Here is an 11,956-nt window from a genome sequence, read left to right as displayed (position 1 = left end):
AGTAGGCCGGATGAACAGAGTTTACTCAGCTTCTTCCTGCTTTTCGGCTTTCGCCCCTTCATTCTTGGCGTTGCGGGTCATCCACAGCGCCAGGGCTTTCAGGGAGTCCGGTGTAAATTCGTCGCAGCGCGCGGTAATTTCTTCCGGCGTCAACCAGCAAACTTCACTGACCTCATCTTCCTGAAGCGCAAACGGTCCGTGGGAAACGCAGCTAAACAACCCACCCCATACGCGACAGTTCTGGTCTTCAAAGTAAAACTGACCATGCTCGGCAAACGGCACGCCCGCAATCCCCAGTTCCTCTTCTGCTTCACGACGCGCTGATTCCAGCATCTGCTCGTCAGCCTGAACCACACCGCCTGCGGTGGCATCCAGCATGCCGGGCAAAAAATCTTTTGTCTCAGTGCGACGTTGAACCAGAATTTTGCCCATACCATCATGCACAACGATATACGTTGCACGATGGCGTAAGCGTTGCGCTCGCATTTGTTCCCGGCTGGACTGTGCAATGACTTCGTTGTCTTCATTCACAATATCCACCCATTCAGTACTTGCCAAACGACGCTGTTCCACCATCAGGAAACCTTCTTTTTTCTGGCGCTCTTACGGCGCGTTTATGTTTGTGGGGTAAATTACGGATTAATCTCGACCTGTGCAATAACACTTTGATCATTGAGTGCCATTACGCTGAGAACATTATCATCCAGAATCCCGTAACTTGCCGCAAAGCCCCCTTTCGGGATGCTTACCGAGCCGGGATTGAAATGATAGATATCCTCGCGCCGCTCAGCAACCGGCAGATGAGTATGCCCATAAACCAGAACATCGCCCGCATTGAGCGCCGGCATATTTTGCGGGCCAAAAAGGTGTCCGTGCGTCAAAAAGAGTCGCTGGTTTTCTGTCAGAATTTGCTGCCACGGCGCAGTCATCGGAAAATGCAGGAGCATCTGATCCACTTCGCTATCGCAATTACCACGCACCGCAATAATTCGCGATGCCAGCTCATTCAGCCGTTCAGCAACCTGCGCAGGTGCATAGCCTTCTGGAAGCGCATTACGCGGCCCGTGGTTTAAAACATCACCCAATATCACCAGCCATTGCGCGCCGCTTGCAGCAAACCGTTCGAGTACGCGTTCCGTGGCTGGCAACGAACCATGAATGTCCGATGCGAACATCAGTTTCATCACTCACTCCTCGCTGAAAATTACCTTGTAATGATACTGGATTACGGCCCGTTTTTCAGCAGGAACGCTTCGCTGAAAGCGCGATAAAACGCTGTACTGAGGCGCGCTGCCACTGGAAGGTGGCGTATTCCGCAAGCGCTTCTGGAACCTCATCGCCATTCAGGACCAGGCGATTAAGCATTAGCGCTAAATCACAGTCAGCGATACACCATTCGCCAAATAAATTCTGCTTACCGTGGCTCAGTAAACTGCTCGCAGTAGCGAACAGTTTTTCCGCACTGGCTTTTCCCGCTTCGCTTAACGGTCCTTTCTTCACGCCAGCAAAAACGACATCTGTTGATCGTTCCTCACGGATAGGCATTAAATCGCTGCGGATCCACGCCTGAACCTGGCGCGCCCGAGCGCGCTTTTGTACATCGTGTGGGTAGATACGCTCCCACTGTGGCGGTGCAAAGCTCTCTTCCAGGAATTCCGTAATCGCTGATGATTCGCTCAGTTCAAAACCATCGATCTCAAGAACCGGTACGCGGCGCGTCAAGGCGTAACCTTGCCATGAAGGATGCAAGTGTTCACCACTATTGAGATCAACGGTTTTCAGCGTAAAAGGTAGCCCTTTCTCTTGCAGAGCAACATAAACAGACAGCACGTAAGGGGAGAAAAAATTGGCATCTGACCACAGCGTAATTGCAGATTTGCTCATAATGTCCTCTGAAGTGTATTGGCTTGCCTTCAAAATATAGAGTCTTTCTCTCGCTGTCACTTGATGAAAACTCACGCACGCCAACAGGCTCTATACTTGTAATGACCCGGTTCATGACAAAACGGATGCTGAAAATGATCGATCTCTATTACACGCCATCGCCAAACGGTCACAAAATCACGCTGTTTCTTGAAGAGGCACAGCTGCAATACAGTCTGATTCATGTCGATATCAGCAAAGGTAGCCAGTTTCGCCCCGATTTTCTGCAGATCTCGCCGAACAATAAAATCCCGGCCATTATCGATCATGCCCCGGTGGACGGCGGAAGGCCCATCAGCCTGTTTGAGTCCGGAGAAATTTTACTCTATCTGGCGGAGAAGAGCGGTAAGCTGCTCAGCGGTGAATTACGCGAACGCCACACCACGCTCCAGTGGTTGTTCTGGCAGGTCAGCGGTCTGGGTCCTATGCTGGGGCAGAATCATCATTTCAGTCATTACGCTCCGCAAACGATCCCTTACGCTATTGAAAGATACCAGGTTGAAACCCAGCGCCTGTACAACGTGATGAATAAACGTCTGGAAACGTCACCCTGGCTGGGAGGCGATCACTACAGCATTGCTGACATTGCCTGCTGGCCGTGGATCCACGCCCATCAGCGTCAGCGCATCGATCTCGACAACTATCCGGCAGTCAATAACTGGCACGAACGCATTCGTACGCGTCCCGCCACGGAACGCGCCATGCAGCAAGCACAGAGTGAGAAGCGGTGACGCAATTCGGTTCTCGTGTATCATGCAGAGGTTCATACATGGAGGAAACCTGCAATGTCACAACCTGACGCCATTATTCGTATAAAAAACCTTCGTCTGCGCACCTTTATCGGCATCAAAGAAGAGGAGATCCTTAATCGCCAGGATATCGTCATCAACATTGCCATTCACTATCCGGCAGACAAAGCCCGTACCAGCGAAGATATCAACGACGCGCTGAATTATCGCACTATAACCAAAAGCATCATTGCCCACGTGGAGGGTAACCGCTTCTCATTGTTAGAAAAATTAACTCAAGATGTGCTCGATATCGCACGCGAACATCACTGGGTCACTTATGCTGAAGTGGAGATAGATAAACTTCACGCATTGCGTTACGCCGACTCAGTATCAATGACGCTGAGCTGGCAGCGCTAAAACGTAACCCGGGAGGCGACATGCAGATTCTGATTACCGGCGGTACTGGCCTGATTGGACGTCATCTGATCCCCTGCCTGCTGGAACTGGGGCATCAGATAATCGTAGTGACACGTACCCCTGATAAGGCTCGTCAGATTCTCGACTCTCGGGTCACGTTATGGAAAGGACTGGAAGAGCGGCAACATCTCAATAATATTGATGCCGTGATTAACCTTGCCGGAGAGCCTATTGCAGATAAGCGCTGGAGCGCACAGCAAAAGGAACGCTTGTGCCAGAGCCGTTGGGGCATTACGCAGAAACTGGTCGATTTAATCAATGCCAGCGAGACGCCGCCCTCAGTGTTAATCTCCGGTTCCGCTACCGGTTACTACGGCGATTTGGGCGAAGTTGTGGTTACGGAAGAAGAGCCACCGCATAACGAATTTACCCACAAGCTGTGCGCCCGCTGGGAGCAAATTGCCAGCACTGCGCAAAGCGACAAAACCCGCGTATGTATGCTGCGTACCGGCGTGGTACTGGCCTCAGCAGGCGGCATTCTGGCAAAAATGGTCCCGCCGTTTCGTCTTGGCTTAGGCGGCCCGATCGGTAACGGACGCCAGTATATGGCCTGGATCCATGTTGATGATATGGTCAACGGAATTATCTGGCTGTTGAATAACGATCTACGCGGTCCCTTCAATATGGTTTCGCCATACCCGGTGCACAATGAGCAGTTTGCCCACGCGCTGGGTCACGCTCTGAACCGCCCTGCCATTCTGCGCGTTCCCGCCACCGCTATGCGACTGCTGATGGGGGAATCGTCAGTACTGGTCCTTGGTGGACAACGCGCATTGCCCAAACGCCTGGAAGCTTCCGGTTTTACGTTTCGCTGGTACGATTTAGAGGAAGCGCTGGCGGATGTCATCCGATAACCCCTAAGCGCTATTCACAGTCGCCGTTGTGGTGGTAAGGTTATAGACCAGATTTCCGCAATGGCGACGTTATGGCGATAATATCGACTCCCCGACTTACCCTCTCTTTGTTTCAATTTTCTGACTGGTCATTTTTCCAGAAACTCCGTGAATGTCCTGAAGTCATGCGCTATATGGGCAACATCGCCCCGGCGAAAGATACCCGGCTGTTATTCGCCAGACGTCTGGCCGCACAGCACACTTTCGTCATCCGCGAGCATAACAGCCCAACGCCACTCGGCGATATTGGTCTGCAAATCAGCCATCTTTACCCGCATGAAGCCGACCTCGGCTACGCCATCATGCCACAGGCTCAGGGGAAAGGTATTGCCAGCGAAGCCGTCCGCGCGGTGTGCCAGTATGCCTTCGAGCATGCAGGTGTGACGGCGATAAACGCATACGCCCTGGCGGATAATAAAGGTTCAATCCGTATTCTGGAAAAGACAGGCTTTGTACGTACGCAGGTACTGGAAAAGGCGTATGAGATTGACGGCATCGCCTACGACGACTGGGTGTTTCGGCTGGAGTGCGACGCGCTAAAATTGTAAGCCCGGAAAGCGTAGCGCCTCCGGGCAGGTGATTTACTTCAACGAACCTTTGAGGAACTGCTGCAAACGCGGGCTTTGCGGATTACCGAATACCTGCTCCGGGTCACCCTCTTCCTCAATTTTCCCCTGATGCAGGAATATCACGTGCGTGGAAACATGACGGGCAAACCCCATTTCGTGGGTCACCACCACCATGGTTTTCCCCTCTTCAGCCAGCTGTTGCATAATGCGCAGCACTTCACCCACCAACTCAGGATCAAGCGCCGACGTAGGTTCATCAAACAATAACACTTCCGGTTCCATCGCCAGCGCACGGGCAATGGAAACACGCTGCTGCTGACCACCGGACAGGTGCACCGGATATTTGCCCTGTGCGCGCTCATCAATGCCCACTTTAGCCAGATACTTCACCGCACGGTCGCGAGCTTCCTGCTTGCTCAGCCCCAACACCTGAATCGGCGCTTCCATGACGTTTTCCAGCACCGTCATGTGGCTCCACAGATTAAAGTGCTGAAAAACCATCGTCAGACGCGTACGCAGCAGGCGTAGCTGATTTTTGTCCGCAACCTTCAACTGGCCGTCTTTGTCGCGCACCAGACCAATGTTCTGACCACTGACGACAATCGACCCGGCACTCGGTTTCTCGAGAAAGTTAATGCAGCGCAGGAAGGTACTTTTACCGGAACCTGACGAGCCAATAATGCTGATAACATCACCCGCGTTGGCCTGCAGCGATACCCCTTTTAGCACTTCATGTTCGCCGTAGTGCTTATGTAAATCGATAACGTTTAATTTATTTTCAGACATCGTGTTACTCGAATCATTTAGAGGATACATGCTGCAACCAGCGTTTTTCCGCTTTACGGAACAGACTGATCAGGACATACGAAATAATCAAATACAGCACAGCGGCAATACCGAATGCGGTAAACGGTTGATACGTTGCCGAGTTGATATCGCGAGCGATTTTCAACAAATCAGGCACCGTTGCAGTAAATGCCAGCGCCGTTGAGTGCAGCATTAAAATAACTTCATTGCTGTATGCCGGCAGCGCAATACGCAGCGCGGAAGGTAAAATAATGCATCGATACAGTTTGAATGACGAGAAACCGTATGCGCGCGCAGCCTCAATCTCACCGTGAGGCACGGAACGGATAGCCCCGGCGAAAATCTCCGTGGTATAGGCGCAGGTATTCAGCGTCAGCGCCAGCACGGTGCAATTCAGCCCGCTGCGGAAAAACGCGTTGAGGAAGTCCGTGCCTTTAACTATCTCCAGCGTATACATCCCGGAATAAAACACCAGTAGCTGAACGTACAGCGGCGTCCCACGAAAAATATAGGTGAATAGCCAGATGGGAAACTGGATAAATTTGTTACTGGAAACGCGACCAATCGCCAAAAAGAGTGCCAGTATTCCGCCCATCACTACTGACGAAATCAAAAGCCACAGGGTGATAGCGACGCCAGTGTAGCGATATCCGTCGGTCCACAGCAGGGACTTCCAGTACTCCTGAATAATCTCGATCACAGGTCAGCCCTCTTCACACCCACGGAATAGCGGCGCTCAAGGTACAGCAGCACACCATTAGAAACAGTGGTAAACACCAGATAGATGACCCCGCACACGACGGCAAAATAGAACGGCTCCCAGGTACTCTTCCCGGCAAGCTGAGTCGCTTTCACCACGTCTTCAAGTCCAAGCAACGATACCAGCGCCGTAGCCTTAAGAATAACCTGCCAGTTATTACCGATTCCCGGTAAGGCATATCGCATCATCGCCGGGAACATAATGCGACGAAATATTTGTGAGCTGGTAAAGCCAAACGCCGTCGCGGCTTCAATATGGCCTTTTGGTACAGCCATAAACGCACCGCGAAAAGTTTCGGTAAAGTAGGCACCGTAGATGAATCCAAGGGTGATAATGCCCGCAACCATCGGATCAATATCAATCTGGCCGATACCGATGGCATCAGTAATGGTATTCAGCGCGATTTGTAATCCGTAGAAGATGAGCAGCATTAAGACCAGATCGGGCACACCGCGGATTAGCGTTGTGTACCCTTCGAAAATAAGCCCCATTGCCCGGCTTTGCGACAGCTTTGCTGCTGCGCCGACAAGACCTATCAGAACCGCCAGTACCACCGAGCTGAGTGCCAGCTCCAGCGTAACAATTGCGCCCTGTAAAATAACACCTGAAAAGCCATACAACATGCTGCCTGTCCTGTCGTGTGTGGTGGAGTAGTAAGCCTCTTTTGATTTCAGACTAACCGTTAAATGCCGGATGGCGGCTTTGCCTTATCTGGCCTACAAAATCACCGTAGGCCTGATAAGCGCGGTGCCATCGGGCATAAATTCAACGCGTCAAAAATCTACGGGCTTTATCAGCACCTGCGGTAATTAACCGCCGTAAACATCAAAATCGAAGTACTTTTTCGCCAGCTTCTCGTAAGTACCGTCAGCTCGCATTTCGGCAAAGGCTTTGTTCAGCGCTTCGCGCAGCTCGTTATCGTCTTTGCGCAGTCCCATACCGGTACCCACGCCGAACAACTTCTCGTCTTTCACAGACGGGCCGCCGAATTTGTAATCTTTACCGACTGGCTGTTTCAGGAAGCCTTCGCTAGCCGCGACTTCATCCTGGAACGCGGCGTCAATACGCCCGGCAGTCAGGTCAGAATAGATATTGTCCTGCCCCTGATAAGAGACAATCTCAATACCTTTTGGCGCCCAGTGTTCGTTGCCGAACGTTTCCTGGGTAGTGCCTTGCAGCACACCAACACGTTTACCTTTCAGCGACTCAATGGTCGGCTGAATAGCAGAATCTTTAGCGACAACCAGACGCGAATCGGCTGCATAAAGCTTGTCGGTAAATGCGATTTCCTGCTGACGTTTTTCAGTAATGGAAAGCGAGGACATGATGGCATCAATTTTCTTCGCTTTTAGCGAAGGGATCAGCGCGTCCAGAGGGTTTTCCACGAAGGTACATTGCGTATTGATACGTTTGCACAGCTCTTTAGCCAGATCGATATCAAAACCGACTAATTCACCCTGCGCATTCTTCGATTCGAACGGCGCATAAGTAGGATCGGTACCGATACGAATTTTTTGCGGAATGGCTGCAAATGCTGCGGTAGCACTGGAGAAAGCCAGAACCAGAGAAAGAGACAACACCAGTTTTTTCATAACTATCCTCAACAGACTGTCTTTTATAGGGGATCTTTACAGGACCAGGTGCAGTTATCGTGCCATTAATCAGGCCGACAAGGCAAAGCATTCTACCCTGTCGGCAGTATTTATTTGCATGAAAAGCGCTTAAGTATGCACTCATGCCTATTAAGTCAGCGATAAAAGCACCAAAACAGTGCACTGGATTTATTATGCACCGAAATGGTTACCCGCAATGGTGCAGTCAATTCCCCACGCCGCTGTATTAATCGCCGTAGACATTAAAATTAAAATATTTGCTCGCCATTTTGTCGTAGGTGCCGTCTTTACGCAGTTCGCCCAGCGCTTTGTCGAAAGCGGCTTTCAGCTCTGTATCATCTTTGCGCAAGCCAATCCCGGTTCCATCACCAAAGTATTTTTTATCTTTCACCGACGGACCGGCAAAAGCGTAATCCTTACCAGCAGGCTGCTTCAGGAAGCCTTCGCTGGCCGCGACTTCATCTTGTAATGCCGCGTCCAGACGGCCTGCCGTCAGGTCAGAATAGATGAGGTCCTGGTTCGCATAGGCCACCACGTCCACGCCTTTGCTGCGCCAGTTGTCATTGGCATAGGCTTCCTGAGTAGAGCCTTGCAGGACGCCAACGTGTTTACCCTTGAGGGAATCCAGAGTCGGCTGAATTGGGGAACCTTTCGCGGCGATCAGACGTGAGTCTGCAGCATAAAGTTTGTCTGAGAACGCAATCTCTTGCTGACGCTTTTCGGTGATAGAAAGCGAGGAGATGATGGCATCAATTTTTTTCGCTTTCAGCGATGGGATCAGCGCATCAAAGTCGCTGGCAACCCAGGTGCATTTGATCTGCATGCGCTTACACATCTCATTTCCCAGATCGATATCAAAACCGACAAAGTCGCCTTTGGCATCTTTAGAGGAAAAAGGAGCGTACGTTGTATCTGTACCAATACGAACCGTCTGCGGAAGTGCTGCGTAGCTGGCCGCGGTAGCGGAGAGTCCTACCAGCAAAGACAAAGCAAGAACCGTCTTCTTCATACATAACCCTCAAGTAGCGTAATTTTATTATGTTTTACGTTGTGTTGTGTGTTTGCAGACTTTTTCATGCAGGTCTTATGCCATTTTAGCGTCGATGAGGATATTCGACGTTAAATATGTTAATAAAACGTTGCAATAATGTCCTGATTTTGAAGATAGCAGGTCTGGCGGTTGAACCGCAGCGTTTCGTTGAGTTTTAACGAATTAAATGTTGAGGATATGATCGCGGTTACAAAATTGCCCTGAAACAGGGCAACCGATGATTCTTTGCACGCTGATGGAACGGCTTACGCCCCTTGCCAGCGGGTGAACAGGTCCTGCGGAAGGGTAATATCAAACTGGTCAAGCACGCGATTAACCGTTTGATTAATCACATCATCGAGCGTTTGCGGACGATGATAAAACGCCGGAACAGGTGGCATAATTACCGCCCCAATTTCTGCCGCCTGCGTCATCAATCGCAAATGCCCCAAATGCAGCGGCGTTTCGCGTACACACAGCACCAACGGACGACGTTCTTTCAACACTACATCTGCCGCACGGGTAAGCAACCCATCGGTGTAACTGTGGACGATGCCAGAAAGCGTTTTGATTGAACAAGGCAGGATAACCATTCCGGCGGTCTGAAAAGAGCCGGAGGAGATACTGGCGGCGATATCACGGGTATCGTGATTCACATTTGCCAGCGCCTGCACGTCGCGCACAGAGAGGTCCGTTTCCAGCGCCAGCGTCTGCCGGGCAGCGGCACTCATCACCAGGTGGGTTTCCACATCAGTGACGTCACGCAATACCTGCAACAGGCGCACGCCGTAAATTGCCCCGCTTGCACCAGAAATACCAATGATGAGTCGTTTCATGTGTAATCGCCCTTACTTGCTCAGGGCCGACTTTGCAGGAAATTACGGTGAGTTGCAAGCAAGGGCGCAGGTTGCGTCCTTGCTTGCGAGCAAACATTAACCTTCGTTGTGCATCTCAAGGTTTTCCGCTTCGTTCTGACGCAACACCGCTTTGGCATCGTCATTACGCAGGGAGTCGAGGAAATCGAGATATTGCTGGTCGACGTCTTTAGTAACGTACACGCCGTTAAACACTGAACATTCAAACTGCTGAATATCCGGGTTCTCAGCACGGACAGCTTCAATCAGATCGTTCAGATCCTGGAAGATCAGACCATCTGCGCCAATTATCTGGCGAATCTCGTCCACTTCGCGACCATGCGCAATCAGCTCCGTCGCCGTAGGCATATCGATGCCATAAACGTTCGGGAAGCGAATTTCCGGGGCGGCAGAGGCCAGATACACCTTCTTCGCGCCAGCTTCACGCGCCATCTCGATAATCTGTTCTGAAGTGGTGCCGCGCACGATGGAGTCATCCACCAGCAGCACGTTTTTATCACGGAATTCCGCACGGTTAGCGTTCAGCTTACGGCGCACAGATTTACGACGCAACTGCTGGCCCGGCATGATAAAGGTACGGCCCACATAGCGGTTTTTCACAAACCCCTGGCGGTACGGCTTACCGAGAATACGGGCAATTTCCAGCGCGATATCACAGGAGGTTTCCGGGATTGGGATTACTACATCGATGTCCAGATCTTCCCACTCACGGGCAATTTTTTCGCCAAGCTTAGTCCCCATATTCACACGGGCGCTGTAGACGGAAATCTTGTCGATAAAGGAGTCAGGACGAGCGAAGTAAACGTATTCAAACAGACACGGATTGCTCACCGGGTTATCAGCACACTGACGAGTAAACAGCTGGCCTTTTTCGGTGATGTACACCGCTTCGCCAGGTGCTACGTCGCGCAGGAATTCAAAGCCCAGCGTATCCAGCGCTACGCTCTCAGACGCCACCATGTACTCGGTACGGCCATCGCCAATATCGCGTTTGCCCATCACCAGCGGACGGATACCGTTAGGGTCGCGGAAGGCAACCATGCCGTGACCGATAATCATCGCCACGCAGGCATAGGCGCCGCGAATCTGGCGGTTGGTTGCCGCAATAGCAGCAAAAATATTGTCGGCTTCCAGCGGGTAATGGCGGAAGTTATCCAGCTCGCTGGCGAAAATATTCAGCAGAATTTCAGAATCTGAAGTGGTATTGATGTGGCGGCGCTTTTCTTCAAACAGCTTTTTACGCAACTCATGCGCGTTGGTCAGGTTGCCATTGTGGGCAAGCGTAATGCCATACGGTGAGTTGACGTAAAAAGGTTGAGCTTCGGAGGCGCTGGAGCTGCCAGCCGTTGGGTAACGCACATGACCGATGCCCATATTGCCCTGCAAACGCTGCATATGGCGCGCTTCAAAAATATCGCTCACCATTCCATTTGCTTTACGCAAGCGGAAGCAGTTGTTGGCATCAATGGTGATGATGCCCGCAGCATCCTGACCACGATGCTGGAGCACCGTTAACGCGTCATAAATCGACTGGTTTACCGGCATAACACCGGCGATACCGACAATACCGCACATACGTCTTTTCCTCGTTCAGCAACGACCCAAAGTTTATACTTTGGGCAAGAAACTTGACGAGCTTTGCAGATAGTCAAAGAACCATCTGATGATGAAACTGAACTGCGGGATCAGCTGTGACTTACCCCAGTCTTCACTTTTCGACAGACCGGTAAAGGTATCGAGAAAGAACAGTATGGCGGCGACGATCAACGCTCCACGCAAAGCACCGAAGCAAATCCCCAACACCCTGTCGGTACCCGACAGTCCTGTTTTCTCTACCAGTTGGCCTATCACAAAGTTAACGATAGCGCCGACGATAAGTGTCGCGATGAACAGTATCGCGATAGCAATCCCATTTCGAACCAGTTCGTCTTCAAAGCCCGTAAACCAGACAGACAGGTAAGTGTAGTAATGGCTGGCGACAAAGAAAGCACAACCCCAAGTCACCAACGATAATGCTTCACGAACAAAGCCACGGATCAGGCTAACCAGACAGGAAAAACCAATCACCGCGATAATGGCGTAATCAATCCAGACCATATGTGTCCCACGATTTTACGCCCTGTCGTCCTGTTCGGGGCGCATTCTAACAGAAAAAGAAAACGTTTGCGTAGGGATTTCCTTTCCACGCGTAAATAAAAATGGCGCTGAAAAAATCTTCAACGCCATACGATTTTATGCCTCTTCGGGCACTGCCGGATGGCGGTGTAAACACCTTGTC

The 11,956-nt window shown here is 51.2% G+C and carries 15 protein-coding genes; 4 read left to right on the top strand and 11 right to left on the bottom strand.

All coding sequences use genetic code 11. The annotated features are described in order from the left end of the window. Positions 1 to 21: 21 nt before the first annotated feature. From yfcD to yfcF, 3 genes are read right to left on the bottom strand one after another with little or no spacing between them, the layout of a single operon-like run. Complete coding sequence (gene yfcD / locus OGX89_RS10020; protein ID WP_003834775.1) at positions 22 to 576, bottom strand: NUDIX hydrolase YfcD; 555 nt, start codon at positions 574 to 576, stop codon at positions 22 to 24. 56 nt (positions 577 to 632) lie between these two features. Then, positions 633 to 1,184, bottom strand: a complete 552-nt coding sequence (gene yfcE / locus OGX89_RS10015) for a phosphodiesterase (protein WP_003834777.1) — start codon at positions 1,182 to 1,184, stop codon at positions 633 to 635. A gap of 55 nt (positions 1,185 to 1,239) precedes the next feature. After that, positions 1,240 to 1,884: a glutathione transferase gene (yfcF, locus tag OGX89_RS10010; RefSeq protein WP_003834778.1), complete on the bottom strand. Its 645-nt coding sequence runs from the start codon at positions 1,882 to 1,884 to the stop codon at positions 1,240 to 1,242. Positions 1,885 to 2,018: 134 nt separating this feature from the next. Here yfcF and yfcG point away from each other — a divergent pair, with 134 nt between their 5' ends. From yfcG to OGX89_RS09990, 4 genes are all read left to right on the top strand, one after another. After that, positions 2,019 to 2,654 carry a GSH-dependent disulfide bond oxidoreductase gene (gene yfcG, locus OGX89_RS10005; protein ID WP_125112763.1) on the top strand — a complete coding sequence of 212 codons (636 nt, stop codon included), beginning with the start codon at positions 2,019 to 2,021 and terminating at the stop codon, positions 2,652 to 2,654. Between the two features lie 54 nt (positions 2,655 to 2,708). Beyond that, positions 2,709 to 3,071: a dihydroneopterin triphosphate 2'-epimerase gene (gene folX / locus OGX89_RS10000; protein ID WP_003028107.1), complete on the top strand. Its 363-nt coding sequence runs from the start codon at positions 2,709 to 2,711 to the stop codon at positions 3,069 to 3,071. Positions 3,072 to 3,091: 20 nt separating this feature from the next. Further along, a complete protein-coding gene (locus OGX89_RS09995) occupies positions 3,092 to 3,985 on the top strand; it encodes a TIGR01777 family oxidoreductase (protein WP_003834782.1) in 894 nt (297 codons plus the stop codon). A gap of 71 nt (positions 3,986 to 4,056) precedes the next feature. After that, positions 4,057 to 4,572, top strand: a complete 516-nt coding sequence (locus tag OGX89_RS09990) for a GNAT family N-acetyltransferase (protein ID WP_072025571.1) — start codon at positions 4,057 to 4,059, stop codon at positions 4,570 to 4,572. A gap of 33 nt (positions 4,573 to 4,605) precedes the next feature. Here OGX89_RS09990 and hisP read toward each other — a convergent pair whose 3' ends face one another. The 8 genes from hisP to cvpA form a co-directional block, all read right to left on the bottom strand. Further along, positions 4,606 to 5,379, bottom strand: coding sequence for a histidine ABC transporter ATP-binding protein HisP (gene hisP, locus OGX89_RS09985; protein WP_003028114.1), 774 nt, complete (start codon positions 5,377 to 5,379; stop codon positions 4,606 to 4,608). A gap of 13 nt (positions 5,380 to 5,392) precedes the next feature. Further along, the gene (gene hisM / locus OGX89_RS09980) at positions 5,393 to 6,100 is read right to left on the bottom strand and encodes a histidine ABC transporter permease HisM (RefSeq protein ID WP_003028116.1); all 708 of its coding nucleotides are present in this window, start codon (positions 6,098 to 6,100) and stop codon (positions 5,393 to 5,395) included. Further along, positions 6,097 to 6,783, bottom strand: coding sequence for a histidine ABC transporter permease HisQ (locus tag OGX89_RS09975; RefSeq protein ID WP_003028118.1), 687 nt, complete (start codon positions 6,781 to 6,783; stop codon positions 6,097 to 6,099). Before OGX89_RS09975 ends, hisM begins: the two co-directional genes overlap by 4 nt. A gap of 186 nt (positions 6,784 to 6,969) precedes the next feature. Next, positions 6,970 to 7,752 (bottom strand): histidine ABC transporter substrate-binding protein HisJ, encoded by a 783-nt coding sequence (hisJ, locus tag OGX89_RS09970; protein ID WP_003028120.1) that lies wholly within the window; start codon positions 7,750 to 7,752, stop codon positions 6,970 to 6,972. Between the two features lie 247 nt (positions 7,753 to 7,999). Further along, complete coding sequence (gene argT / locus OGX89_RS09965) at positions 8,000 to 8,782, bottom strand: lysine/arginine/ornithine ABC transporter substrate-binding protein ArgT (RefSeq protein WP_003834788.1); 783 nt, start codon at positions 8,780 to 8,782, stop codon at positions 8,000 to 8,002. 287 nt (positions 8,783 to 9,069) lie between these two features. After that, positions 9,070 to 9,639 carry a UbiX family flavin prenyltransferase gene (locus tag OGX89_RS09960; RefSeq protein WP_003028125.1) on the bottom strand — a complete coding sequence of 190 codons (570 nt, stop codon included), beginning with the start codon at positions 9,637 to 9,639 and terminating at the stop codon, positions 9,070 to 9,072. Positions 9,640 to 9,735: 96 nt separating this feature from the next. Next, entirely contained in the window at positions 9,736 to 11,253 is a 1,518-nt protein-coding gene (gene purF, locus OGX89_RS09955; RefSeq protein ID WP_003028127.1) for an amidophosphoribosyltransferase, read from the bottom strand. A 33-nt stretch (positions 11,254 to 11,286) separates the two neighbouring features. Beyond that, positions 11,287 to 11,775 carry a colicin V production protein gene (gene cvpA, locus OGX89_RS09950; protein ID WP_003028129.1) on the bottom strand — a complete coding sequence of 163 codons (489 nt, stop codon included), beginning with the start codon at positions 11,773 to 11,775 and terminating at the stop codon, positions 11,287 to 11,289. Positions 11,776 to 11,956: the final 181 nt, after the last annotated feature.

The organism is Citrobacter sp. Cpo103 (assembly GCF_030332605.1).
GTDB lineage: Bacteria > Pseudomonadota > Gammaproteobacteria > Enterobacterales > Enterobacteriaceae > Citrobacter > Citrobacter portucalensis.
Note: the sequence above shows the minus strand (reverse complement) of the source record. Positions and strands in the feature narration are given on the sequence as shown.